The sequence below is a fragment of the Rhizobium sp. P2_G2 genome (assembly GCF_056403555.1).
Genome location: NZ_JBFUFF010000025.1, coordinates 47,311 through 69,817, shown reverse-complemented (window position 1 = coordinate 69,817; position 22,507 = coordinate 47,311). Strand labels below are relative to the sequence as shown.

At 61.5% G+C, this 22,507-nt stretch carries 15 protein-coding genes; 1 reads left to right on the top strand and 14 read right to left on the bottom strand.

The window, feature by feature from the left end:
- Positions 1 to 66: 66 nt before the first annotated feature.
- The 9 genes from AC1D06_RS19045 to AC1D06_RS19005 form a co-directional block, all read right to left on the bottom strand.
- Positions 67 to 1,656, bottom strand: coding sequence for an MBL fold metallo-hydrolase (locus AC1D06_RS19045; RefSeq protein WP_477987451.1), 1,590 nt, complete (start codon positions 1,654 to 1,656; stop codon positions 67 to 69).
- Positions 1,649 to 5,332: a S8 family serine peptidase gene (locus AC1D06_RS19040; RefSeq protein ID WP_477987450.1), complete on the bottom strand. Its 3,684-nt coding sequence runs from the start codon at positions 5,330 to 5,332 to the stop codon at positions 1,649 to 1,651. The genes AC1D06_RS19045 and AC1D06_RS19040 overlap by 8 nt, the downstream gene beginning before the upstream one ends.
- Positions 5,333 to 5,571: 239 nt before the next feature.
- Positions 5,572 to 6,789 carry a murein L,D-transpeptidase catalytic domain-containing protein gene (locus AC1D06_RS19035; RefSeq protein ID WP_477987449.1) on the bottom strand — a complete coding sequence of 406 codons (1,218 nt, stop codon included), beginning with the start codon at positions 6,787 to 6,789 and terminating at the stop codon, positions 5,572 to 5,574.
- An 88-nt stretch (positions 6,790 to 6,877) separates the two neighbouring features.
- Positions 6,878 to 7,834: a hypothetical protein gene (locus AC1D06_RS19030; protein WP_477987448.1), complete on the bottom strand. Its 957-nt coding sequence runs from the start codon at positions 7,832 to 7,834 to the stop codon at positions 6,878 to 6,880.
- Positions 7,835 to 8,011: 177 nt separating this feature from the next.
- Positions 8,012 to 9,055, bottom strand: coding sequence for an ABC transporter ATP-binding protein (locus tag AC1D06_RS19025; protein WP_477987447.1), 1,044 nt, complete (start codon positions 9,053 to 9,055; stop codon positions 8,012 to 8,014).
- Between the two features lie 8 nt (positions 9,056 to 9,063).
- Positions 9,064 to 10,572 (bottom strand): apiosidase-like domain-containing protein, encoded by a 1,509-nt coding sequence (locus tag AC1D06_RS19020; RefSeq protein WP_477987446.1) that lies wholly within the window; start codon positions 10,570 to 10,572, stop codon positions 9,064 to 9,066.
- A 2-nt stretch (positions 10,573 to 10,574) separates the two neighbouring features.
- Positions 10,575 to 11,441: a carbohydrate ABC transporter permease gene (locus AC1D06_RS19015; RefSeq protein WP_477987445.1), complete on the bottom strand. Its 867-nt coding sequence runs from the start codon at positions 11,439 to 11,441 to the stop codon at positions 10,575 to 10,577.
- Positions 11,438 to 12,337 carry a carbohydrate ABC transporter permease gene (locus AC1D06_RS19010; RefSeq protein ID WP_477987443.1) on the bottom strand — a complete coding sequence of 300 codons (900 nt, stop codon included), beginning with the start codon at positions 12,335 to 12,337 and terminating at the stop codon, positions 11,438 to 11,440. Before AC1D06_RS19010 ends, AC1D06_RS19015 begins: the two co-directional genes overlap by 4 nt.
- Before the next feature lie 61 nt (positions 12,338 to 12,398).
- Positions 12,399 to 13,646 carry an ABC transporter substrate-binding protein gene (locus tag AC1D06_RS19005; RefSeq protein ID WP_477987442.1) on the bottom strand — a complete coding sequence of 416 codons (1,248 nt, stop codon included), beginning with the start codon at positions 13,644 to 13,646 and terminating at the stop codon, positions 12,399 to 12,401.
- 235 nt (positions 13,647 to 13,881) lie between these two features.
- On the opposite strand from AC1D06_RS19005, the gene AC1D06_RS19000 reads away from it, so the two are divergent.
- The gene (locus AC1D06_RS19000; RefSeq protein ID WP_477987441.1) at positions 13,882 to 15,099 is read left to right on the top strand and encodes an ROK family protein; all 1,218 of its coding nucleotides are present in this window, start codon (positions 13,882 to 13,884) and stop codon (positions 15,097 to 15,099) included.
- Between the two features lie 40 nt (positions 15,100 to 15,139).
- Here the strand turns inward: AC1D06_RS19000 and AC1D06_RS18995 are convergent, their stop codons facing one another.
- From AC1D06_RS18995 to AC1D06_RS18975, 5 genes are all read right to left on the bottom strand, one after another.
- Positions 15,140 to 16,858, bottom strand: coding sequence for a dihydroxyacetone kinase family protein (locus AC1D06_RS18995; RefSeq protein WP_477884332.1), 1,719 nt, complete (start codon positions 16,856 to 16,858; stop codon positions 15,140 to 15,142).
- A 355-nt stretch (positions 16,859 to 17,213) separates the two neighbouring features.
- A complete protein-coding gene (locus AC1D06_RS18990; protein ID WP_477987440.1) occupies positions 17,214 to 18,926 on the bottom strand; it encodes a glycerol-3-phosphate dehydrogenase/oxidase in 1,713 nt (570 codons plus the stop codon).
- A 4-nt stretch (positions 18,927 to 18,930) separates the two neighbouring features.
- Positions 18,931 to 20,454 (bottom strand): FGGY-family carbohydrate kinase, encoded by a 1,524-nt coding sequence (locus AC1D06_RS18985; RefSeq protein ID WP_477987439.1) that lies wholly within the window; start codon positions 20,452 to 20,454, stop codon positions 18,931 to 18,933.
- Between the two features lie 57 nt (positions 20,455 to 20,511).
- Entirely contained in the window at positions 20,512 to 21,354 is an 843-nt protein-coding gene (locus AC1D06_RS18980; RefSeq protein WP_477987467.1) for a DeoR/GlpR family DNA-binding transcription regulator, read from the bottom strand.
- A 159-nt stretch (positions 21,355 to 21,513) separates the two neighbouring features.
- On the bottom strand, positions 21,514 to 22,461 hold the full coding sequence (locus AC1D06_RS18975; RefSeq protein ID WP_477987437.1) for a substrate-binding domain-containing protein: 948 nt from the start codon (positions 22,459 to 22,461) through the stop codon (positions 21,514 to 21,516).
- Positions 22,462 to 22,507: the final 46 nt, after the last annotated feature.

Here is a 22,507-nt window from a genome sequence, read left to right as displayed (position 1 = left end):
TCAGCCGAATACATCCCTGGTCACATCGTGATTCTTTCTGACGAGTGGCTGCGCTGCTTCCGGGCTTCAGGCGAGGTCGAGCTCCACCCACAGGCCCCCTTCGCCGCGCTGGGGATCGCGAACGGCACTTCGAACCGCGAGAACGGAACCTGACGGACAAGGGAATCCCGGGGCACCATTCGCGGTCGCCAACCATTCATCATCCGCTCGGATGACACGGCCGCTGGTTTTCGTCTCCAAGGCGTTGAGAATGGCATCGTAAGGCATTTCGCCCCAGCCAACGTGCTTGGCATCCTGCTTGTTGGTCGGAATGAACGCCGAGAGGTCCGGGTCGATCATCAGATCAAGCCCTTTTTTCTCCAGTGTCGCGTTCTGGCTGCCGTGATGGGCGACTTTGAGGAAGACCGTCCGCGCCATCAGATCGGGGGCGTCTATCTGCTTTTCGTCGACCGTCCATTTGACGTCCTGCCAGCTTAGCCAGCTGCCGACCTGGGCATCCCCCGGGAACAGGAAGACCCTCTTTGTATCCAGCATCTCAAACGCCAGCACCAGGCTGGTATTGTTGACGCCTCGGTCAAGCTGCATCGCAAGATCGGCGGCAAGTCCCAGCCAATCGGCGTCGATACGTCGCCACGACTGGTCCGTCGCAGCGTCGTCATTGATCTTTGGCTTGCGGCGGCCGCTGTCGAGAGGCTTCGAATAGTTGCTCCGGACAAAGTCGGCGACATCGCCCTTCACGTCGCCAGCGAGAACTGCAGCGAGATCGGTGCCGATATGAGGATCGAATGGCAGGGCGTCATCCACCCAGGCCTCGATCGTATTGTCCGCAGCGGCAAGACCAGCACTCAGCGGCCGCAGGAATGCCCCGAGGGCCTGGCCGGCCAAAGGATACATTTCGCTGGCCTGCGTCTCCAGCCGCAACGCGTCCTTTTTGCGCGGCGGGCCGAGCACGTAGATCCGGACATTCGGCAGGCCGGGGACGGAAAACGGTGCGGTCTCCGGTCCCAGATAAACAGGCGGTTGGTTTTTCGACAGGGCTGCCGCAGCGTTGCGCGCGGCGCGCACTTTTTCGCCGGCGGCGCCGAACTGAAAGCCCATGACCGACTGCAAACCATCGCGCAGCCCGGAAAGATAGCTATTCGCGTCTCGGTCAGCATCCAGCTTCAGGCTCGCGCCTTGCAGGGCCGAAAGCGCTTCGCCCTTGAATTTATCGAAGGCGATTGCGTCGGGGTCTTTCGGATTCTCGCTCCATGCCATCCAGACTTCGCCGACAGTGAAACCTTCGGAAAACACCGCCGCAGCGTTCAGGAAACCTGAAACGTGGTCCCAATGTTCGTGGGTCACCACAAGCACGTCGATCTTGCCGCCAGATGCCGCTTTGACATCAGCGGCAATGTCCCTGATGAGATCGGAGCCACCGCTGACCGACGAATGAATGCCGCAATCGATCAGCATGCGGAAAAGCGAGCCGTCGTTTTTGCGGAACGTCAGCAGATGACAGTCGCCGATACCCTGGCAGTAGTGGCGCACGGTCAGCGCCGGCGTTTTGCCGGCCGCTGCAGGCACCGCCGCGGAAGGAGCAGGTGCTGTCGCGGAGACGGCCGATGCCGCCGCAGAAGGATCGGATGTCTTCGACTTCCTCGATGTCTTAGCCATAATCATGATCCCCGTGGCTGGCATGCAGCAGAGCGAACGGTTCGGACGCCGTGTCGCCGAAATAGAGCGCGCGCAGCGGCGACAGGTGGTTGGCGTTTGCGGTTTGCGCCTGCCGCTTCTGCCGCTCCGTGCTGCCGACATTCTTGATGATCGAATAGCGGATCTCTTCATGCCCCTTGCGCGGATCGAGAATGACGGTCGCGCCGCCCCGGAACCAGAAGAAGTTCTCGCCGGGCTGCACGCCGTCCACCGCAACAGTGCCGTCGAGACGCGCCGGAACGCGCTGATGGACGACGGCGATCAGTTCCGTCCGGAACGAGCCATCCTGCTCGATGCGGCGTGTCGGGCGAACGCTGAACACGTCGAAGGTCGAACCGCCCTCCTCTGCCTTTTTCAGCAAGGTCCCGTCGTCCTTGTAGCGGGACAGCCCTTTCAGCAATCCGAACTGCCGGTAAAGATCCGGGTCGTCGGCAAAAACCTTTTTCATCGCCGACCAGAATTTCCAGCGATTGCTCTCATTGAGCGCGAATATTTCGGAGCGTGTGAGCGTCCGATCCCAGCCCAGGTCGATGCCATTCAGCAGGTCATGCATCCATCCTGGCGTCGGGTCCTCCAGCGTGTCCCAGGAAAGCGTTTCTTCGGAGACGGTCCGTACATCGCGCGGCAGCAATTTCCATTTTCGGAAAGACTCCATGAAGGCCAGGCGGTAGTGCAGCGGATCCTTGGGGAAGGCCGCAATATCGGCGGTGATGATGGCGCGCAGATATTCCCCGAACGTGATATCCACGGCCGGACAGTAGTCGAGCGCGCGAATGCACATGGTCAGCATTTGCGCGGCAACCTTTGCCGTTTCGTCGGTCAGGCGTTCGACCAGTCCAGGGTGCAGGACACCGTCCGGCAGCACACCGGTGCCACCCGTCGCAAGCTGGATCAGGTCTTCGGTGCGGCGTGCGATGATTGCCAGGGACGCCTCATAGACCGCGAAAACCAGGATCGAACCCCGGTCATGCGGCTCGAAACATCTGGCATAGTCGAGATCGGCCATGTTCGGTTTGGCATAGTCCCGCAACGGCCCGGACCGGCCGCTGCCTTCGCCGAATTGTGCGGCAAGGCCGGACAGCAGATTGGCGGCGGAGAGACTGCCGTGCGCCCGTGCAATCGTGTAGCTGACCAGCTCCCTCAGGGTGAAATGCTGGAAAAGCGCCACGATGTCGGCGAAGCCCTCGTGAAAGGCCGGAACGTCGGGATTGGAAGCCTCCTGGAAACGCCGATGCAGGCCATCCAGCAGCGCATGCGACGTCTCGTGCGCCACAATGTCGCTGGACAGGCAAGAGTAGACCATCGAGCCCGGGGTGGTCGTGTCACCCTGCCGGCTGTCGGCCTGAAAGTAGCCGAACAGCAAGGCTTTCTTCTGTGGACTGTAATAAGCATTGTCCGTGCGCAGTGCATGCGGATAGATTCGCAGGCGCGGCACCTCGTATGCCTGCATCCTGGGCTCGCCGTCGCGGCCGATATGTGTGGCATAGTGCGGCGACCAGAGCGCGCGGCGGCCAAGCGCCCGCTCGAAATGTCCGATCGTCGTCATGGCCACGGCATAGACCATCTGCTGGTGAAATTGCGGATTGCCCTCCGAGGGAGACAGGCCGTCCTGCGCCAGCAGAATCTTGTCGTTAAGATCAACGGGATCGTAGACCCGGTTCGATGCCGGGTCGATGTCGATCACTTCGACATATTCGCCCACCGGTCCCGGCTGCAATGGCTCTGCCGTTGCCGGCTGATCGTCCCATGGCAGCGACAGCGTGGCCTGATAGACCCCGACCGAGTCGAGGCGCTTGCCGATCGATGGATCGAGCGCGTAGATCCGCAGGCGGCGTTTCGGCGGCGTCAATGGACGCGGCTTGCGCCTGACGACGGGAGCGGCAGGTTGCGCTGCAACTGGCGCGGCGACACTGACCGCAGGTCGGCCCAGAGCGGCTTCGAGCACGGCCTTGAGCGGCTTCGAAGGGTTGCCTTCGTCGAGCGCGGCTTCCAGATAACGATTGCGCAAAGCGGCCGGAATCGCCGCGGGGTCGGCGCCGGGGTCGGGAATGGCTGCATCGACCGAGGCGACACGCTGCGCCATCTGCGTCAGTTCGAGCGCCAGCATGCGGTTCTTCTGCTGCGCGACTGGGCCGGCCGGCGCCAGGCTCGCACCACCGCCGACCAGAAGGTTGAGCCAGCCCCACGCCTCCTCGGCAGGCTTCAGCTTCCTCAACGCGGCCTCCGGCTGGGGCTTTTCCTTGAGAGCATCCGCTGCCCGGAGCACTCCCTGCCCGATCTTTTCCAGGGTTTCGCTGGCGCCCATTTTCGGCGTCGTCTTCTGCGCCCTGGAAAAAAGTGCGAAGCGGACGGCCTCGATGCGCATCCAGGGCTCCGAATAAGTCTTCACGATATCCCAGTGCTCGGCCAGCCAGAGCGCGACGGCGGCGGCGATCTGCGGCGTCGCCGCCGATGTGCCCGCGCCGTCCATGTCGACCACTTTGCCGCAATCGATCTCCGCCCACGGCACGTTCGGCGTATAGGCGCCGAGCGCGGTCTTCATCTTCTCGCTCGGCCCGTAATTTCCCTGCATGGTGCCGATCTGCAGGCCGGCATAAGCGCGGCCATCGTTCATGACACCGCACGCAGCCAGGACGCGCTGATAGCGCGCCGGAAAGACGATGCTTTTCGGTGACGGAACGAAGGCGATATTATTGCCCGCCGCAGTCACCATCACCACGCCATGCTCGTAGGCGAGGTTGACCGCATCGACAAGCGCCGCGGAGGTCACCCCGCCCATGCTCATCGAGAGCACCTGCGCGCCTTGCTGGCGCGCGTAGTCGAATCCCTGCACCATCGTGCCGACGGAGAAGCGCACCACCCAGTCGGCGATACGGACGGGGATGATCTTCGCCAGCGGCGCACCGCCAACGAAATCCTTGTAGTCCGGCCAGTGGGGCGACGTGCCATCCAGCCTGTTGCCCGCCAGGAGGCTGAGCGTACCCGTGCCATGCCCCCGATTGCTGGTCGGCGTCCCGGCCGGAGCGTGGTCGACGGCATCATTCGGTCCATGCCCGTCGGCGACGAAGTTGCGCCACAAGGACGGGTCGGCGATCCCTTGCGGTTTCGTCTGATGGGCGGGATCGAAGCCGGTATCGAGATGGGCAATGGTTATGTTGGCCTGCTTGGCGCCCACGCCCTGCCGCGCCATTGCCAGTTGGCTGAAAGCCGGGCCGGCGTTCCAGGCCACATCCGTTCCCACGGCGCGTCCGCCACTGGGGTCCTGATCATCGAAAGCACAGGCAGGGCTGGCGCTGGCCGCCATGCCGCGGTCGCCGGTCCTGTCCTTGTAATCCCATTGTTGCACAAGATCCGGCTCGACCGCCAGAACCGGTGGGCCACCCGCAGCGCCGAACGCCTGGCTTCGATCGACGATCGCATGTGCGTCGTCCCAGGGATTGTCGGAATTTCTGACCCAGGCACCGGTCTTGAACCAGGTGGCACCACGGTCGACCGCGACGCCCTGCCCGGCACCATCCGATGGCAATGTCAGGATCGGTTGAATCTGTTCCCTGTCAAGACTGAGGGACTGTCCGCTCGCGGCAAAGCCTGCACCGTCGCCACGCACCTTTATGAGCAGTCCTGCGGTATCGACCATGCCCATTCCCCCTTGCGCCAGTCTTCATAGGAGGCGCCTTTGCCGGACACACACGTCCGGCGCCATCAGAATTATCTACTAAAAGTTGTATGCCTGCCGTGATCTTCCATCAACCATAGGAAGATTTCAAGAGCTTTGTTTCGCGCCATTTGATATTTTCTGCCGGCCCGATCGCGCGCTCACGCCGGCTCGGCACAGGTGACCTGGCATGAGCGCGCGCTGATTGTCCGCGGGTCCGATCAGTCCTTCCAGGCGTTCATCAATGACCCTGCTTTCAATCGATCAATGATCGACTGGCTGTATTGACCGTCGACCGCCGGGCAGCCGAGGCTGCGGCCCACATGATGTTGCTGGGCTGCGAGAGCGTCGGTCACGTAATCCGCCGCATGAACGACGATGGCGCGATGGCGCGCCTGGTCGTTCGTGGACTCGAGACCGTCAAGCCGCATCGAGTAGCCGTGCACGCCTTGATAGGTTTCGGCGCAAAGATAGACGCCGAGCGACGATTTGTTGGACCCGTCCTCGTTGGAGAAGGACGTTGCAAAGCCAGTATTTTGCGGATCCGATCCCTTGCCGTGGGCACACAGGTAGGAATCGACGGTCTTTGCTTCCATGTCGAAAATATGGAAACGCTTTTCGTCCGAACGCTTGGCGAAATCGATGATCGCCCAATAACGAGGATGGCTGGCAGGGCGTTTCGTATCGCGCAGATCCAGCATATGGATCATCGGCTCGGTGAGCGAAAGCGGACCGGCCAATGCAAGCAAAAGCTCCCGTTCGGCCTGGAAGCGGGTGCTCGTGCCAGCGCCCTGTGGCTGGTTCGTCGGTCCAACAGCCGCCAGTACGGCCGGCGCCGCCTTTTTTGACGATGCCTTGAGCGCCGTGAGAAAGATGTCGTGATAACCCGCTATGATCGCAGCGACGGTTGTCTCCTTGCCGCCGACGATCTTGGTTTCCTTGCCATTGATGATGTTGCGGGCACCGACCGGATCATCGACGTCGTTGGAGAAATAGCGCGACAACGTATGCCGCCCGTGAGAATCGCTGCGGAACCAACCCTCCGTCATGCCGACGAACATCACATGCGCGGCGTTGCCGGGATCCATCGCCAGGTCGGGATTGTCGACGAGATCCACGCCAATATCATCCCCCGCCTTTTTGTAATTCCCCTGATGCGTGAGCTGCACATAGCCACGCCCGTAGTAGGGGTAGTAGGAGAGATGCTTCTTGCGCCAGTTCTCCGACAACCAGAAAGCTTCCCTGACGGGCTGCATGGTCGCTGCTGTTTCGTGGAATGCCGTGGCGAGCATATAGGCAAGCCAGCGCAGGTCGGCGCCGGGGAGGTGCTTTTCGAAGCCGTCAATGATGGCTTTCATGCCGGCCGACTGCTTGTTGCCGCCGAGGGCATGGAAATCGTCGGTCACATTGTCGAGAAAGGTCTGGTTGTAAAGCGGCATTGCGGAATCTCCCATTGGTTCTCAGGAATGGCGCATGATCTGCTTTGCTGAAGTCGCCGTGGCGCTGGCAACGCTGCCGGTGTCAAGTCTATGAATGCGGCTTGTCTTGACTGCTGTCGCGGGCGGAGCTTTCAAGCCGTGCCAATTGATCCGGCAGCAGCCGCTCCGAGAAACCGGCAATCACCGACCAGATAAGCAGTTTGGCAAATCCAGCCGAAGGAATAGCCAGAATGGTGGCGCCGGACTGCGCATTATCTATCAGCGCTTTGCTGTACTCGGCCGCGGGAAAGAGATCGCCCGCCAGCAATCTGCCGGCAATGAGGAAATACATTACCAGAGCCGCGATACCGCCAATGATGAGGCGCTGCCCGACGCTCCATTTCGAATAGTCGGTCACCAACAGGTCGTAGTCGAGCGTTGCGACCGAGGAACGCATGGAAACCGAGCGGGAGAAATACGCGCCCAGCACGCCGAACCAGATTGCGTAGAAGAGATGTACCTGCGCGATGAAACTGGCGAGCGACACCCACCATATCCATCCGGCAATCGTGACCAGCAGTCCGAAAACAATCAGGGCCAGCCCCACATTGTTGAGCCAGATCGCGGTCTCCTTGCGCTTCTGCCGGTCGAGCCGGCGCCTGGCATAGCGGAATTGCAGCTCATCCAGCAGCTTGAGGTAGGTGGCTTTGCGGCTGGCCGGCGTCGCCGCCGGATCGTTGAATTGCGCCCGCAATGCGTCGACGGATTTGACGCCAAGGCTTTCCGCGTCGACCATGCGCCGTGCACAATCAGCCTTGACCGTGTCATCGTCACGCTTGAAGGCCAGACGCTGTTCGGCCTCATAAAGGTTTTCCCAGGTCTTGCGAGGCTGCTCCGCATCGAGCAGCTTGGCGATGGTCTCCTTCTCCCTGTCTTCCGCCGAAAGACGATCAAGCTCCACAGCAAGCCCGATGCGATAGGAGTTCCATAGTGTGAAATCCTCATGGCGCCGGGAAAATGGCCAGAGCCAGGACCAGGAGTTGCTTGCGATGTCATGTCCGTTCATTCGTCACGACCTAGCCCTCAACCCGACGGCTCCACTACTCGCATAAAGTAAAATATCCAGAATACACAACCATAACCCTGACAAGGGTCATTGGCAAGAAGAATAAATCTTTGCGTTGCAGTATTGGAAAAGTCGATTTTTGGATGCAGCGCACACTGGACTTGGCGTCACCGCAATTCAGATCCTTTGGCCACTCGCATCGAACAAATGCCGGCGCTCGGAATTCAAATTCACGGCCAGCAGTTCTCCGGGCTGGGTAGTCAAGCGCTGCTTGGAGACGATCGTGATCTCATGTCCCGCCAGGCGGGCGGTGACGTGTGTTTCCGATCCGGTCGGTTCGACGACAAGAACCTCGGCGGGCACTGCGCCGTCACCGCCGATGGTGATGTCGTCCGGGCGGATGCCGTAGGAAATCTCCGTCGCGGCAGTCACGCCGGCGGCGGGGACGGGCGCGATGCCGGCCACCAACAGGCCCGCTTCCGTTGTCCTGGCGGGCAGAATGTTCATCGCCGGGCTGCCCATGAAGGTGGCGACGAAGAGGTTGGCGGGGCGGTCATAGAGTTCGAGCGGCGTGCCGATCTGCTCGACGCGGCCGGCATTCATCACCACGATCTTGTCGGCCATGGTCATGGCTTCGATCTGATCGTGGGTGACGTAGACGATGGTCGATTTCAGCCGCTGGTGCAGCGCCTTGATCTCGGCCCGCATTTTCACGCGCAATTTCGCGTCGAGATTCGACAGCGGTTCGTCGAACAGGAAGACTTTGGGATGGCGGACGATGGCGCGGCCCATGGCGACGCGCTGGCGCTGGCCGCCGGAGAGCTGCGCCGGCTTGCGGTCGAGGAGCTGGGTAAGCGACAGGATTTCCGCCGCCTTCGCCACTTCCGACTTGATTTCCGCCTTGCTGCGGCCGGCGAGTTCCAACGCAAAGCCCATATTCTGCGCCACCGTCATCTGTGGATAGAGCGCATAGTTCTGGAACACCATGGCGATGTCGCGATCCTTGGGCTCCAGGTCGTTGACGCGCAGTCCGTCGATGGCGATGTCGCCCGCGGTCACGGTTTCCAGGCCGGCGATCATCCTCAGCAGCGTTGACTTGCCGCAGCCGGACGGGCCGACGAGGATGACGAATTCGCCGTCACCGATCGGGACATCGACACCGTGCATGACGGCGATGGAGCCATAGGACTTCTTGACATTGGAGATTTCGACGGACGCCATAGTTTACCTCAGTCGAGTTTGCGCACGCGCAGTGCAAGATGGGGGCGACCCGGCAGTTCGACTCCGAAAGCCGCATCGGCCTTGCCGCCGCGGGTGACGCTGCCATGCCGCTGCGGATAGGGAACGAAGGGAGCGATGCGCCTGGCCGGCACCACCGTCATGTTCCAGGTATCGATCAGATCGACGTCATATTTGCCGAGCTCGGTCGGCAGGCCGGTGGTCCACTGGCTCGGCTGATGTTCGCCGAAATAGATATAGGTGACCTTGCCGCCGAGATCGCGGGCACCGGACACGCGGCTCCACGGCCATTGATCGTTGCTGCCGAGCGGCTCCAGGCCTTCGAGCTTGTCTTCCTGCATCAGCTTGAGCAGAAAATTGATCCGTTTCCAGCTTTCGCCATGCAACGTGCCGCCCTTGGCCCACCAGATCAGGTCGTTCGGGTCGGTATAGGTTTCGCCGTGGCCGGCATAGCCGCCGCGCGTCACTGTGATCCAGAAGCGGTGCACCAGTTCCTGGGCGGTGATGTTGCCCCAGTTGTAGATGATATTGCCTTCATATTCCGGCTCGTCGTTGACCACCGGCTTTCCGTAGGCATTGCGCCATTCCGGCGTGCGCTTGACGTCCCAGTTCTGGATACAGACATGGGAGATCCAAGGCTTGCGATGGTCGAAATTCATGTTCTGGTCGCCATTGTGGATCGACCGGAGATGCTGTGCCGGATCGTTCTCTTCCAGGATATGGCAGAAGCGGTCCCAGGTCTCGACCGGGATCGTGTCGAGCAGGAAGTCATATTCGTTGGCCAGCGCCCACCAGACATTGCGAAAGGCCGAAAGGCGGGCAGCGATATATTCGACATAGGCGAGATTCTGCGCCTCGGTCATCCGCGCATAGCCCCAGCGGTCATAGGGGTGGAAGAGGATCAGGTCCGCCTCGATGCCGAGGTCTGCGAGCCGGCCGATCTGCTTTTCCAGATGCCGGAAAGCGGCCGGATTGGGCCGGTCGAAATCAATGCCGCCACCCTCTTTTTCCATGAAGACGGATTGCAGCGGCTCGTTGGTGTTGAACGGATAATCCTTGGGAAAGACCGCCATGCGGATCTTGTTGAAGCCGCTCACGGCAAGGCTTTCGAGCGTCTTCTCCTGCATGTCGAGCGGCTGGTGTGTCCAGGCATAGCAGGTCGTGCCGAACGGGTAGTAGGGCGTACCGTCTGCATAGGCGAAATGGAAGCGGTTGCGGACATGGACAGAGCCATGCACGTTTTCGCGCGCCGCGATCACGATCAGTTCGCCGGCATTGCCGTCGAGTTCATCGACATTCGATGATGTCAGATAGGTCCAGGCACCCAGCGTGTCGGGCATGAAGCGGATGACATAAACCTCGCCGCCATCATGGAAGCCGGTGACCCGCACCGAACGGTTGCCCTGCCTGAAATGCGCATAAAGCTTGACGTCGTGATAGGGATTGCCTTTGGCCGGCGCTTTCAGGCGCACCTCGAAAATATCATAGAGATGGGTCATGATCATTCCTTGACCGCCCCGGTCGTCAGACCGGCGACGAAATAACGTTGAAACATGAGATAGACGATGGCCGCCGGGAGCACGGTCATGATGATGGCGGCGTTGAGCTCGCCGTAATTGCTTTGGAATTGGCCCTGGAAATTCATCAGCCCGAGCGGCAGCGTCCACATTTTCGGGTCCTGCAGGATCACCAGCGCCATGGCGAATTCGTTCCAGGTGGCGACGAAATCGAGGATCAGCAGCGCCGAGAGCACGGGCAGCGACACCGGCAGGAAGATGCGCCGGAAGATGGTGAAATGCGACGCGCCGTCGATGCGCGCGGCTTCGGACAGTTCCTTGGGCACGGCGGCGAAGAAGCCGTAGAGGATGAACACCTGGTAGGGCACGCCGAAAGCGAGATAGGGCAGGATGATGCCGGGATAGGTATTGATCAGGCCAAAGGCGTTTACCTGCCGGAAGATCGGCGCCAACATGACCTGAAAGGGCAGCATCGTGCCGAAGACACAAAGTGCCAGGAAGGTGCGGCTGAACCGCATCGGCACCTTGGCCAGCGCATAGGCCGCCATGGCCGAGACGAACAGGCCAAGCGGCACCTTGATCACCGTGATCACCACGCCGTTGAAGGCCGTCGTCGAGAAATTGCCCCGCTGCCAGGCGGAGGCAAAATTGTCGAAGGCAAGCGCAGTCGGCGGCGAGAATGCGCTCCCTCCCATCACGTCCGCCTTCGTCTTCAACGCGGTGAAGACGATGAAGACGAAGGGCGTGATCCAGATCAGCGCCAGCAGGATCAGCGCAATCCAGAGCGCCACGAGCAGCGGATCGACCCGGTTCGAGCCGATGGGGCGGAAAGCTTGCGAGATCAGGCTCATTGTGCCGCCTCCGGCCGATGCGACATCCAGCGCATATAGGGCACGACGATCACCAGCGTGATCGCCAGCAGGATGACGGACACGGCGGCACCGCGGCCGAAATCGCCGAGCTGCATGGATTGGGTATAGGCCCACATGGCCAGCATCTGCGTCGATTGTGCCGGCCCGCCACCGGTCATGCCGTAGACGATGTCGAAAGCCTTGAGCGAATTGATCAGCGATAGAACGAAGACGATGGTGAGCGTCGGCTTCAGCGCCGGCAGTGTCACGTGGCGAAAGACGCCGAAGCGCCCGGCGCCATCGATACGCGCGGCTTCGATCAGCGTCGTCGAGACGCTCTGCAAGCCGGCCAGGAACAGAACCATGGAAAAACCGACCGACTGCCAGACATGGGCGACGAAAACCGACCAGAGCGCGACCTGCTTGTCACCGAGCCAGTCCGTGATCCAGCCGTCCAATCCCCAGGAGGTCAGTAGACTGTTGAACAGGCCGAAGAACGGATCGTACATCCATTTCCAGATGGTCGCGACCGCGATTGAGGCAATGATCACCGGCAGGTAGAAGACGACGCGCAGCGAGGACCGGCCGGGAATGTTCTGGTTGAGCGCCAAGGCCAGCACGAAGCTGACGATGTTCGGCACGATCACCGCAAGTCCCGTCCACCACAGTGTGTTCCAGAGCGCACCCCAGAACACCGGGTCCTGCGTCAGCACCGCGCGATAATTGTTGAGGCCGACGAACTTGCTCTCCGCACTCAGCCCGTTCCAGGATGAGAAAGACATGCGGATGACGTCCAGCATCGGATAGAGGGCAAAGAGGAGATAGACGATCAGCGCCGGCGCCAGCAGGATATAGCCCTGCAGATCCGGCCGCAAAGATGCGCGCGCTTTGGACATGGTGGTTCCCGGGGATAAAATGGGTCCCCGGGCGTACCCGAGAGACCCAGCCTTGGGAGGTTTAGCTTCTGTTGCCGATAAAGGTCTGCAGCGTCTTGCCGGCATCTTCCGGCTTGATGTTGCCGGACGCGACCTCATTGATGATGCGCCAGTATTCGGTCGTCACATCAAGCGGGAAGGCCTGGTCGCCATTCATGTAGACCTTCGTGTACTTGCCGAAGATATCCAGCCACTTCTGGTCAAGCGGCGAGAGATTGGCATATTTGACATTGGCATTGACCGAGATCGAACCGAAGTTGCCGAGATTGTCCTGCTGCACCTTGTCGGAGAGCATGTAATCGAGGAATTTTGCCGCGGCGTCGGCATGTGCGCTCTTGGTCGAGACGTAGAGATATTCGGCGAAGCCATAGAGACGGTCGGTTCCGGTCGGCACCGGGAAGATGTCGAAATCGTCGAGGCGCTTGGCGTCGCGCAGCTGGCCGACCAACCAGTCGCCCTCCAGCATCATTGCCGCACGATTTGCGAGGAACAGGTTGAAGCTCTGGTTGTTGTCAATGCCCATGAAGGGCTTCAGGATATAATTCTGCGACCAGTCGTTCAGTTCCTGGAAGCTCGCGGTGGCGCAGGGCTCCTTCGACCAATCGAGCTTCATGTTCATCAACTCGTCGTGCTTGTCGACACCGCACTTGGCTTCAAGGATGACGTCCATCAGCCGCATCAGGTGCCAGTTGACCGTGCCGCCGAATGTCATCGGCGCAATGCCGGCATCCTTCAGCTTCTTCGCATCGGCCTTCAGCTCGTCATACGTCGTCGGCATCGCGGTGATGCCGGCCTTCTGGAACAGCGCCTTGCTGTAATAGATCGCTTCGCCGTGGAAGGTATAGGGTACACCGTGGCGGCCGCCCGGATAGATCTTGGAGAAACTGGCGGCCGTACCAAGCAGGTGCTTATCCCAGTCATACTTCTTGTAATAATCGTCGAGAGGTTTCGACAGGCCGGCCTTGACGAATTCGCCACCCAGGCCGAGCCCCGCCCACATGAAATAGATGTCCGGCCCCTGGCTGGACTGCGCTGCGACGCGCATCGCCGCCTTGTGCTCGTCGACCGAACGGCCTTCGCGCGTCACTGTGATGCCCGGATTGGCGGCTTCGAAACCCTTGATGACATTGTCCCAGCCGATATTGGCGGAATTGTTGGCGTAGGTGAGTGTCCACACCTTCACCTCATCGGCGGCGGCCGGGCCTGCCGCAAATCCCACAGTCATCGCCAGCGCCGATAGCGTGGCGGCAAAAGCATTCTTCACCATCATGAAAGCCTCCCAAGAAGCGGTCCTCTGCCGCTGTGGCGCAATCAATCAAAGTCGCGCCTGACTGTCAATTACTTTTTTCTAATCAGAAATTAATATCGCTAATGTTCGACGTTTATTTGCAGACTTATTTTTATTTGAGCATTTTTTGCAGCGCAAAATGATCGACATTGCGTTTTTGGAAAAAAGTTGACATGTTGCCGAGCAGGAGCAAAAAGGATGGGAGAGAGGCAGGCCGATGCAGAACATCAACAATCTCTTTCTTGACCAGGATTCACCGGCCGGCCGCCTTGTGCGGGGGCTGGCCGCCCTCGGGGCTGCGACGGCAGGTCAGCTCGTCCGGCCGACCGGCCTGGGTCGCTCCACGGTGTCCACTGTGGTCAGCGAATTGCGCGACGCCGACATCGTCATCGACGTCGAAGTCAAGGCCAACGGCTTTGGCCGCCCGTCGCAATTGCTGTCACTCAATCCCGCGTCGGGCCGCTGCGCCGGCGTGCTGCTCGGGCTCGGCGAAATCCGCATCGTCATTTGCGACCTGACACATGCCGTGCTGTCGGACGTGTGGATTCCGATCCGGCGCGATTATACGCCGGAGGAAGCCGCCGATCAGGTGAAAGCCAGCCTGACGGCCCAATGTGCCTCCCTCGGCCTGACGATCAGCGATCTCCTCGGCGTCGGTCTCGCGATCTCCGCACCGCTCAGTTATGATGGCAAAGTGCTCAACGGCGACGTCCTGCCGACCTGGGGCGGCGTCGATCTCGCGGAGATTTTTTCAAGCCGCATCGGCTGCCCCCTGCATGCCGAGAATGAAAGCCATTGCGGCGCGCTGGCCGAAATGACCTGGGGGGCCGCGGTCGGCGAAAAAGACTTCGTACTCTATAAATTCGACCTTGGTGTCGGCGGCGCGATCGTGCGTGACGGGGTCGTCTATCGCGGCATCAGCGGTGCCGCTGCCGAGTTCGGTCACATCGTGCTGGATCCGCAGGGCAGCCTTTGCCGCTGCGGCAATCGCGGTTGCGTCCAGACCTTCGTCGGCGGCTTTCATCTGGCGCGCCATGCGGAAGCCTTCAGCGGCCAGCCTGTCACCATCGACCAGTTCATCGAGCGCGCCCGCGAGGGCCGTCTCGGCTACAAGCGGCTGATCGAGGACGCGGCGGAAAAGGCTGGGTGGGGCATGGGCATCACCTCTTCGATCCTCAATCCGCCGCTATTCATCATTGCCGGCAAGCTGGCGACCATCGGAAAGCCCTTCCTGGAGCCCTTGGAGCGAAGTTTTGCCCGCCATACGCTGCCGTTGCCGGAACATGCGCCCGGCGTCCACGCACCACGTTTCGTCGTCGCCCGGTTCCTGGGCAATGACGATACGGTCATGGGTGCAGTGGCACTGGTGCTGAGGCAGCATGGCCGCATTGCTGACGGTCCCAGAAGAGCATTGGCAAGCGCTCCCGCGGCGTAGAGCTGCCCCCGGATCGTCGCAAGCCTGCCGATCTGCATATTCATTCCGACGGGACCGAGCCCAGCTTCTGACCCACCGTTCTGGCGATGAGCGACAGTGAAATGGCACCAGCATCGGGATGACCAATGCTGCGCTCCGCAAGCGGTCTTGCCCGGCCAAGCCGTGGCCTGAGCGGCACTGTCGCTTGTGCAGCAGCCTCGCAGGCGTCACTGGCGACGTACCATGCCCGGTCGAGCGTTTCGCCGCCGGCGAATGTCCTTTCCAGCGCCTCGACGAATGGTACGAAGGCATCGACGAGCGTCTTGTCGCCGGGCTTTGCGCCACCAAGACGCATGACATCGTCGAGCGCCAGCCTGGCTCCCGCGACGACCTCGGCCGCCGCGATTTCGCGATCGTCGGAAAACGCTCCGCTCCAGGCGCGCAGCAGCAGGCCCCAAATGGCGCCCGACGTGCCGCCTGCCCTGTCTGCCCAGGCATCGCCGGCCGCGGCCAGCGAACTGCGGGCGCCGGCACCCTTGGCGACGGCATGTCGCATGGCGTCACGGGCCGCTGTCGCACCGCGGCGCATGCCCTGACCGTGATCGCCGTCACCGGCCACCGCATCGATCCTGCCGAGTTCGGCTTCTGCATCGGTCAGCGCTGCAACCATGGCGTCGAGAATCGAGGACAGGCATTCGGCGCAGCGTTGTGACGTTTCAGCCGCCGCTGGGTAGGTCGGCTCCGGATCGTCCGGTCCGGTGGTCACATTGGCAGGCTCCGTATGAAACGTCTCGCCGCGGCGGAAAACCGGCGTGTCACACGGGGCAGTCCAGAACCGTTCCAACGCGTCGTCCAGCCACATGACGGTGAGCGAGCAGCCCTGCATATCGAGGCTGGTGACATATTCGCCGACTTCCGGCTGGACGATGTCGATGCCGTGCGCCTGCAGCAGCGACTCGACGACGCCCCAGAGCACAAAGAGCTCTTCATATTTGGTGGCGCCGAGGCCGTTGAGCAGCACGGCGGCGCGCGCCGCACCGGCCGGACGCTCGGCGAGCACCGTGTCGACCAGCAGTTTCGCCAGTTCGCTGGCCGTGGCGATCTCAGCATCGCGGATGCCGGGCTCGCCGTGAATGCCGAGGCCAAGCGCCATCATGCCCTTGAGCACTGTAAACAGCGGCTCGCGGGCGCCGGGCAACGTGCAGCCGCCGAAGGCCACACCGAAGGAGAAGGTTCGGGCATTGGCATGGCGGGTGATCCGCTCGACTTCATCGATCGGCAATCCAGCCTCGGCCGCGGCACCCGCTACCTTGAAGACGACGAAATCGCCGGCAATGCCCCGGCGCTGAAATTGCCTGTCGGCCGGTGCACTGGCGACATCGTCGGTGACGGTCAAGATGCGTACATCCATGCCTTCCGCCCGCAGACGCTCGGCCGCGACGCCGAAATTCAGCACATCGCCCGCATAATTGCCAAAGCCGAGAATGATGCCGCCACCGAAATGAGCATTGCGGCAGACGCGCGCCACCGCCGCCGTCGAAGGCGAAGCGAAGATCTCGCCGGCCACAGCCGCGTCCGCCATGCCGGGGCCGACATAGCCGGCGAAGGCCGGATAGTGCCCGGAGCCGCCGCCCACGATGATGGAGACTTTACCCTCAGGCACCTTCGTCGAGCGGACGACGCCGCCCTTGACCAGCCTGACATAGCGTCCATAGACCTGCGCGAATCCTGCAAGTGCGGAGGAAGCAAAGGCCTCAGCGTCGTCAACGATCTTGGTCATGGCAGTCCTCCAATGTAGCCCGTGCGTCCGGCCGCAACTCTATCTTCCCCGGCAGCCACAGCAGCGATTGCATATGGCGCTAAGACCCCGCCCCAACTTTCAGGGTCGAGCCACTCGTCTCGGCCCCTCCTGCGGACCCCCACAAGGGGGAGGGGCCTAACCCGGCCGCACCCTCGTAGCCCCAATTGAGGCAGGGAGCGCGCCGCGAGTCTTCTCCCCCCTTGTGGGGGAGATGGCCGGCAGGCCAGAGAGGGTCTTTGCCACATGCGAACACCTTCAGGGCGGCTGGAAGATGACTCAACGCTCACCAGGAGGGAAGGCCGTTCCGGCGGCTATTCAGCAAGTTTTTCAGGCGTCAAAGCCTGACGCGATGATAAGTCGCCAGATGCGCCGTCAGCGCCGCAACCTCATCACGCCGCCGCACTTCATCCCAGCCGAGCGCCTGCGCCGCGGCAACGGAGAGCTCGTCGATTGCCGCAGTCGTCATTCTGCCCTCGATCGCCAGGGTCGTCCGGCGCATGACGAGATCAGCAAGATGGACCACCATTTCCGACCGCGCCAGCCAGGCGACTTCAACGGCGCTGAAATCCGGCAGATGGGTGAGCGGTGCATCGTTTCCGGCATCCGGCAAATGGGCCATGACCTGATCCGCCGTGGTGCCGTAACGGCTGAGCAAGGCTTCCACCCGTTCGGCAGTCAGGCCGCTTTGTTTCGATCTTCCCTCCACCCAGCGGCGGCGCGCGGCCGGATCGGTCGGGAAATCGCGGCCGCCCCCGATCGGCAAGGTCTGCGTGCTCCGGATTCGCTTTTTGCTTAGCCGGCTTATCATATTATCAGCGACCTCTTCCGCAAAGCCACGGAACGTGGTCCATTTGCCGCCAACCAGCGAGACCAAAGCAAAAGGCCGCCCCTCCTCCGGCTCGAATGTCGGCGAGGAATGATCGCGGCTGATAAGCCCCGGCGCACTCGCATCCGAGGCCGGTAGCGGTCGGATGCCGCTATAGGCATAGACGATCTGGTCGCGGCCAAAGCTCAGCCGCGGCAGCAGCGATTTCAGGCTTTCGAGGAAATAATCGATCTCGTCTTCCTCGCATTTCACCGTATCGGGATTGTCTGCTTTGATATCTGTAGAGCCGACGAGTGCGAGACCGAAGGCCTCGTAGACCAGGCAGATGCGGCCGTCATCGGCTTCGAAATAGATCATCCGGCCTTTGAGGCTTTTCACCAGCTCAGGATGGTCGAGCAGGATATGCGAGCCCTTGGTGCCGCCGACCAGTTTTTTGTCGACGCCAAGCGTGGCATTGACATGATCGATCCACGGGCCAGCGGCGTTGACGACGACCTGGGCTTTGGCGAGACGAAGCGAACCCACGCTGTTGCGAAGCCTGAGAACGCCACCATCCCGCCCTTCAAGGGTGACGAAGTTTTCGGCGCGCGATCGCGGATTGGCGTCGAGCCCGTCCTTGATCAGTTCCCATACCAGCCGTTCCGGCCGCGTGATCCGCGCATCATAATAGATGCCGCCGGCGACGATGCGCGGCGTCACCTCCGGCATTTCCCGGAGTGCTGCCTGCCGGAACAGGAATTGGTGCTTCGGCATGACACGATGACGGGCACCGTAAATATCATAGAGCGCCAGGCCGATCTTGATCAACAGGGCGCCACGGCTGCGGGGTGCGGTCGTCGAACCAAACAACGTGCGCAACGCCGCCCACGCCCCCTTCATCAGCGAGAAGGACGGGACAAAGGTCGGCAGCGGTTCGACGCAATGCGGTGCATTCTTGAGCAGCAGATTGCGCTCCAGCGTCGATTGCGACACGAGGCCGAATTCACCCGTCTCCAGATATTTGATGCCACCATGGATGAGCCGCGACGGCGCGGCACTGGTGCCCGAGCCGAAATCCGCCTTATCGACGATCAGGCAATTGACGCCTTGCAGACTGAGCTCGCGAAACAGCCCGGCGCCGTTGACGCCGGCGCCCAGGATGATGACATCATATTCCTCCACCAGATCCGGCGCATTTCCTCCCGTCTTGCCGGCCTGGACGTTACTGTCGATCACTTGCATCATCTCATTCCTGTGCTGAACCCAGTATCTGCAGCTTTCGCCACAAGGGTTTCATCGTCTCGGCGAGTTCGAGGAAAACGGCGTATTTCTCGTCGTAGGTTTTTTGGCGCGCAGCGTCGGGATAATAAGTCGTTTCCAGCGCTTCGAGATTGCGCGGATCGGCTGTCGGCTCGGCAAACAGGCCAGCGCCGACGCCAGCGCAGAGCGCCGCGCCCCAGGCTGCCGCCTCTTCCGTCCTGGTCGCGGTGACGGGCAGGCCGAGAATATCGGCAAACAGGCCGGCCAAAGCGGGATTGCGGGATATGCCGCCGGTCAGCCGTGCGGATTTGGGTCTAAAACCATCCAGCAGCGCATCGACATGAATGCGGTGGTTGAAGGCAATGCCTTCGAGCACGGCGCGCACCATGTCGCCGCGATCATGCCAGGCATTGATGCCGAAGAAACCGGCGCTCGACGCGCCGCCGAAGGGCGAGCCGAACAGGTAGGGATGGAAGAGCACGCTCGAAGGTTTTTTGCGCGCGCGCTCGAATTCCTCACTGAGTATGGTGTGGATGCTGGTTCCTGAGGATTCGGCTTCGCGGCTTTCGCGGACGCAGAGCTGATCGATGAACCAGTCGTAATTCGCCGTCGATGCGGGCGAGATCGACATATTGTTCCACTCGCCGGGCAATATGCCGTTGCGGCAGAACCAGCGGCCGTCGACTTTGGGATGGTCCGATACAGTCTCATTGATCGAATAGGTGCCCGCAATCACCGCGACGACATCCTTGCGGTAACCGCCAATGCCGAGCGCCGAGGCGGTCACGTCATGCAGGCCGGCAACGACAGGCGTGCCGTCCGCCAGACCGGACAGCCGCGCCGCGTTGGCCGTGACACGACCGACAATCTCGGTGGAGACGGCCATCGACGGCTTTTTGCCCGCAAGTTCATCCAGGCCAAACAGCCGGAAAGCATCGTCGGTGAAAGCTTGCGTGTTGACATCCGCGAAAGACGTACTGGCTTCGGTCCGATCCGTACCGATCGTGCCGGAAAGGCAGTAGACCAGCCAATCCTTGGCGGCGATGAAATGGGCAATCTTGCCGTAGCGATCCGGCTCGTTCTGCTTGATCCAGCGCAGAATGGCGGAGGGGGCCGAGGCATGCGGGCGCTGCCCGGTCAGTGTCAGCGATAGCGCCCCGACTTCACCGGCATTCCAGTCATCGGCGATGTCGCCGGAGCGCGTATCGAGCGAGACGATCGCGTTGCCGAGTGGCCGGCCGGCGCCATCGAGAAGATAGATACCATCCCCATGCGCCGTTGCCGCCACGGCGACGATATCCGTTGCCGGGCGTCCGCTGGCCGTGATCGCTTCGTGGATGGCTTCGGCCGTTGCGGCCCACATGCCATCCATGTCGCGCTCGACATGACGCGGCTTCCGGATCAGTTGCGGCACGCGCCGGCGGGCGACGGACAGCACCTCGCTATCGGCATCAAACACGACCGCCTTGGTCATGGTCAGCCCGCTGTCTATACCCAGGATGCAGGGCATTTGCGCCTCCATTCAGTAGCGAATGAAGCCCCGCGCACCCATCCCGGCCGCGAAACTTCAGAGCGGACGCTCGCCCTCCGCCACGACGACCTTGATCCCCTTGGCGCGCATGCGCGACAGATGGGCGATCGGAATGTCCTCGTCGACGATGACGGCGTCGAATTCCTCGAGTGCGGCGAACCGGTGCAGGGCACGCCGCTCGAACTTGGTGTGGTCGGCCAACAGAACGCGGCGCTCAGCGCATTCGAACATTGCCCGCTTGGTCTCTACCGTGTCCGGAGATTGGTGGAAGACGATGTCGTCGATGATCGCCGACAGCGACATGAACACGGTATCGGCCCGCATGCGGCGAATCTCGTTGATGGTGATATGGCCCATGAAGGCATTGCACCAATTGTAGAACTGGCCGCCGAGACAGATGAGGTTCAGGTCGTTGATGTCCTTGAGGTCGTTGATCAGGACGAGCGAATTGGTGATCACCGTCAGCGGCACCTTGGCCGGCAGCAGGCCCGCCATTTCATGCACGGTCGTGGCGTCATCGAGGAAGATCGCCTGGCCGGGTTCGACGAAATTCATCGCGGCTCTGGCAATCGCCTTCTTCTCCTTCGGCTGGCGGGTGGCGCGGTAGGCGTCACTCGATTCGATCAGACTGGTCGGGGCAGCGGAGACGATTCCGCGCGTCTTGCGGAACAGGCCGCGGCTGACAAGATCATCGACGTCGCGATGCGCCGTCATCAGGCTGATGCCGAAACGTTCGGTCAGATCCTCGATGCGCAGCGAGCCTTCGGCGATCACAGTCTCGGCAATCAATTGCCGCCTTACCAGCTGGCGGGCATGCCGGCTGTCGCTCGGCAATTCCTCTGAGAGAAGGTCCTTGACATCCACTTTCCTGTTCACGATCGCCCCTGTCTTGAAATCGAGGATGAACCGTCTCGTATCTCGGATCGGGCGCCAAGGCAAAGGCCGCTGGGCAAGCCTCGGATTGCACGCGAAATCAAGAAAACCTGTCGTGGCGGCGAAGGCGGAGGCGCCGGCAAACCGGCGCTCCCCAAGTCGGGATCACTGGCTGAGCGTGAACGGGCCGGTGTACTTGTCGATATTGTCCTTGGTGATCAAGAGGCAGTCGAAGAGCTGCTTTTCGTGATCGACGCCAGTCTTACCGGTCTTGATGAAGTTGTCGGCCTGCTTGACGGCTTCGGCGGAGAACACGGCAACCGGCTGAAGGACGGTATACTGCATCTCGCCCGCCTTGATCGCGGCGACCGCATCCGGCGAACCGTCGAAGCCGCCGACCTTGACCTGCGACAGCTTGCCGGCTTCCTTGAGTGCCGCGATGGCGCCCAGCGCCATTTCGTCATTGCCGGAGATCACACCGACGATGTCTGGGTGCGCCTGCAGCATGGACTGCATCTTGTCATGGCCCTTGGTGCGATCCCAATCCGCCACTTCCTTGGCGACCTTCTTCAGGTCCGGATACTGCGTCAGAACAGTCTCATAACCGTTCGAACGGGTGGCGGCATTGTTGTCGGCCGGGTTGCCGAACAGTTCGGCATAATTGCCCTTGTCGCCGATCGCTTCGACCCATTGCTGCGCACCGATAGCGGCACCCTGGGCGTTGTTGGAGACGAGCTGCGCCTTGGCGAGGCCTTCCTGGTTGATTTCGGCGTTGACGAGGAAGACCGGGATATTGGCGGCGACAGCCTTCTTGACCGCACCGACCGAGCCATCGGCATTGGCCGGATCGAGGATGATGGCGACCGATTTGTTGGTGATCGCGGTGTCGATCAGGTTGCTTTCGGCATTGGTGTCACCCTTGTGGGCGGCGACATTGGCGGTGTAGCCGAGCTTTTCGGCGGTCGCCTTGGCCACCTGGCCTTCGGTCAGCCAGTACGGGTTGGCCGGATCGGTGACGATGATGGAGATCAGTCCGCCGGCCCAGGCGCTGCTGGCCAGCAACGGGGCAACTGCGGCGGCGGCCAAAAGTACGCGCATTCCTCTTCTGAACATAGTCTCACTCCCTTTTTGATGAGCTCAGATTGTGCCGGTTTCCGGC

Coding starts and splice junctions, on each gene's coding strand:
- AC1D06_RS18995 (WP_477884332.1), bottom strand. CDS start 16,858: ATGACCAAGATCGTTGACGACGCTGAGGCCTTTGCTTCCTCCGCACTT.
- AC1D06_RS18985 (WP_477987439.1), bottom strand. CDS start 20,454: ATGCCCTGCATCCTGGGTATAGACAGCGGGCTGACCATGACCAAGGCG.
- AC1D06_RS19010 (WP_477987443.1), bottom strand. CDS start 12,337: ATGTCCAAAGCGCGCGCATCTTTGCGGCCGGATCTGCAGGGCTATATC.
- AC1D06_RS18975 (WP_477987437.1), bottom strand. CDS start 22,461: ATGTTCAGAAGAGGAATGCGCGTACTTTTGGCCGCCGCCGCAGTTGCC.
- AC1D06_RS18990 (WP_477987440.1), bottom strand. CDS start 18,926: ATGCAAGTGATCGACAGTAACGTCCAGGCCGGCAAGACGGGAGGAAAT.
- AC1D06_RS19000 (WP_477987441.1), top strand. CDS start 13,882: ATGCAGAACATCAACAATCTCTTTCTTGACCAGGATTCACCGGCCGGC.
- AC1D06_RS19025 (WP_477987447.1), bottom strand. CDS start 9,055: ATGGCGTCCGTCGAAATCTCCAATGTCAAGAAGTCCTATGGCTCCATC.
- AC1D06_RS19015 (WP_477987445.1), bottom strand. CDS start 11,441: ATGAGCCTGATCTCGCAAGCTTTCCGCCCCATCGGCTCGAACCGGGTC.
- AC1D06_RS19020 (WP_477987446.1), bottom strand. CDS start 10,572: ATGACCCATCTCTATGATATTTTCGAGGTGCGCCTGAAAGCGCCGGCC.
- AC1D06_RS19045 (WP_477987451.1), bottom strand. CDS start 1,656: ATGGCTAAGACATCGAGGAAGTCGAAGACATCCGATCCTTCTGCGGCG.
- AC1D06_RS19030 (WP_477987448.1), bottom strand. CDS start 7,834: ATGAACGGACATGACATCGCAAGCAACTCCTGGTCCTGGCTCTGGCCA.
- AC1D06_RS19005 (WP_477987442.1), bottom strand. CDS start 13,646: ATGATGGTGAAGAATGCTTTTGCCGCCACGCTATCGGCGCTGGCGATG.
- AC1D06_RS19035 (WP_477987449.1), bottom strand. CDS start 6,789: ATGCCGCTTTACAACCAGACCTTTCTCGACAATGTGACCGACGATTTC.
- AC1D06_RS19040 (WP_477987450.1), bottom strand. CDS start 5,332: ATGGTCGATACCGCAGGACTGCTCATAAAGGTGCGTGGCGACGGTGCA.